This is a genomic window from Parasynechococcus sp. (assembly GCF_042954245.1).
GTDB lineage: Bacteria > Cyanobacteriota > Cyanobacteriia > PCC-6307 > Cyanobiaceae > Parasynechococcus.
The window spans coordinates 1-2,236 of sequence record NZ_JBGKDP010000120.1 but is presented as its reverse complement, the minus strand read 5'-3'; the positions used below and the strand labels follow the sequence as shown (position 1 = coordinate 2,236).

Below are 2,236 nucleotides of genomic sequence, written 5' to 3'. Positions count from 1 at the left end.
GCAGGGTGAGCCAATCGGGTTGGTTGAGGCTGGGAGCAAGCACGTGAACGATCAGGCGCAGTGCCACAAAAGCAACAGCAAGAAACCCAGCCGTTTCCAGCCGTGGATAAAGATTAAGCCAGCGGATGAACAGAGCAGATGTAAAGCGCAGCGCCACGATGCCAATAAAGGCTCCAGCACTGATCAACAAAATCTGATCACTGATGGCCACTGCTGCGGCAACGCTGTCGATTGAGAAAGCCAGATCTGTGAAGGCCAACAGCAGAACTGTGTTTAAAAATGGGCGTGACAGACTGCTGGATTCCTTGGATTCCAAGGACTGATCGTCAGCGACTGATCGTTTGCTGAAGTGATCGACCACCAGCCAAACCAGGTAGGCAGCGGCCAAAAGCTGCACCCAGACGTTTTGCAACACCCACTGGGCGACAACGATCAAGGCAATTCGCAAGACCAGCGCAATGCCAATGCCCAGGTTGAGAGCTAAGCGTTCCCGCTCCGGTTGGCGACTACTGCGGGCGATGGCAGCAAGCGCCACTGCATTGTCGGCCGACAAGATCAGCTCCAGCAGCACCAGAACGGGAAGCAGATCCAAAACCTCTCCCCATTGATCAGCACCTTCGAAAAAATCCGAAAGTGAGGAGAGCGAAGTGATGTCCATCGCGGCAGCCTAGAAAGTGCAAGCGCTGTTCCATTGCGATGCAGATCCGGGCCGAGCTGTGTCACGTCGACACCCTGCGATGCATCGTGCGGGTTGAGGCCTGGCACGACGGTGCTGTGCAAGGCAGCGCCCTTGGTGAAGCAGCGACGGCCGAAGAAGCTGAGGAGAGGGGGTTGCAGCGCCTAAACATCAGGCTTCAGCCCAGTGGGCGATCGCAACAACCCACACAGACTTCGGCTCGCCCCGAAGCAAGCGCCATGGTGCAGGAGGCACAGCCCATGCCCGTAGAACGTCCAAGAAAGCTTGATCAGGCCGAGCCCGCTTCTGCCTCGCCCCCTCCTGCCCCACAGGAGCTCTCTGTCACAACTGCTGACAATACCCCCTCCGAAACTCCGACGGATCCTGACGATTGGAGTGGCGAACTGACGGCCATCGACATGGAAATCAGACGCATCGGTTGGTCTCGGGAGCAAGAGCAGGAGTACTTGACTCGGGCCTTCGGTCTTGGCAGCCGACACAAGCTCACGCACTATTCCGATCTGGTGGCCTATCTGCGTCAGCTGAAGTTGATCCAAGCCAACGACGATGCGTCCACGGCGCCAGCTCCTATCCGCCGTGGTGACCTGCTCCAGCAAGGAGATTCAATGTTGAAGAAGCTGGGCTGGAGCTCAGATCAAGCCCGAGCTTTTCTCCAACAACAGTTGGGTTCGACCAGTCGTCAACAGCTCAGTGATGAACAGTTGCTGCAGTTCAACATGCTTCTAGAGGAGCAGACGATCAGCCTGGCCAAATAAGCACTAACACTCAGGAATAGTCCGAGGTGGTGGCCTAAAATAGGTTTGTGGCAAGGACAGGTATGGCATCCATGCCGATTGCAGCAGAGTGTGTAGACGATTCGCTCTGCTGCAATCGGCCATTCCCTCCGTCTAATTCATGAAGGAAGAAATAGCTCCTATGGGCAACTGATGAAAATAGGCAGGTTTCAGTTCAAACCTTGCTGAACGCTGAACTCAACTGCGGAAGTTGAACTCCAGCTTGGTTTTGGGCTTCTGATACTTAATCACATTCATTACCTGAAGGCCAGTATTTTCTGACTTTCTTTCTTCGGCCAATGCTTTAAGGATGCATGAGCCACTCGCTTGCCAGTCTTGATCGACTTCGATTAATTCCTTTGCTTTTGAGAAAAACTCTGCAGCTTTAGCCAAATGTTGGGATTTTTGGACCGCCGGTTTTGTTGATATCGCCGTAGTGATGGACTTGGAATCATCTACTCCAATTGTACAACACGCTTATGCAGATTTTGCAGGAAGCGCTATCGGCATGTTCTTTTGTACAGGGTTGATGGACAAGCGGAAATGCGTAGGGCTTTTGATTGATTTCATGCTTGATGGCCGAAAAGCAAGCGGCAGATCCATCCGAATAGCCATCGTTGAGGATGCTTGCCTTGGCTTGCTTCAGCGTTAATCCATCACGCATTCCCGCTTTGAGGTTGTATGCCGCCTCATGGCTTTGGCATAGTCCGGACTGGGCAAGCGATCGTTCAGCTAACGGAACCAATGCCAAGCCAGCAAGAAGCGA

At 53.6% G+C, this 2,236-nt stretch carries 4 protein-coding genes; 1 reads left to right on the top strand and 3 read right to left on the bottom strand.

The features are described from left to right. On the bottom strand, window positions 1–658 hold a 658-nt coding region (locus tag ACGVJ8_RS05510; protein ID WP_392346167.1), incomplete at its 3' end, for a DUF475 domain-containing protein. Window positions 659–696: 38 nt separating this feature from the next. Here ACGVJ8_RS05510 and ACGVJ8_RS05505 point away from each other — a divergent pair. Then, on the top strand, window positions 697–1,452 hold the full coding sequence (locus ACGVJ8_RS05505; protein ID WP_392346165.1) for a hypothetical protein: 756 nt from the start codon (window positions 697–699) through the stop codon (window positions 1,450–1,452). A 216-nt stretch (window positions 1,453–1,668) separates the two neighbouring features. On the opposite strand, the gene ACGVJ8_RS05500 is transcribed toward ACGVJ8_RS05505, so the two are convergent. Both ACGVJ8_RS05500 and ACGVJ8_RS05495 read right to left on the bottom strand, forming a co-directional pair. Continuing rightward, window positions 1,669–1,863, bottom strand: a complete 195-nt coding sequence (locus ACGVJ8_RS05500) for a hypothetical protein (protein WP_392346163.1) — start codon at window positions 1,861–1,863, stop codon at window positions 1,669–1,671. A gap of 58 nt (window positions 1,864–1,921) precedes the next feature. Further along, window positions 1,922–2,236: hypothetical protein (locus ACGVJ8_RS05495; RefSeq protein ID WP_392346161.1), on the bottom strand; the 315-nt coding region annotated here is incomplete at its 5' end.

Excerpts from the sequence above, each read along its gene's own strand:
- ACGVJ8_RS05505 (WP_392346165.1), top strand. The coding sequence starts at position 697 with ATGCAGATCCGGGCCGAGCTGTGTCACGTCGACACCCTGCGATGCATC.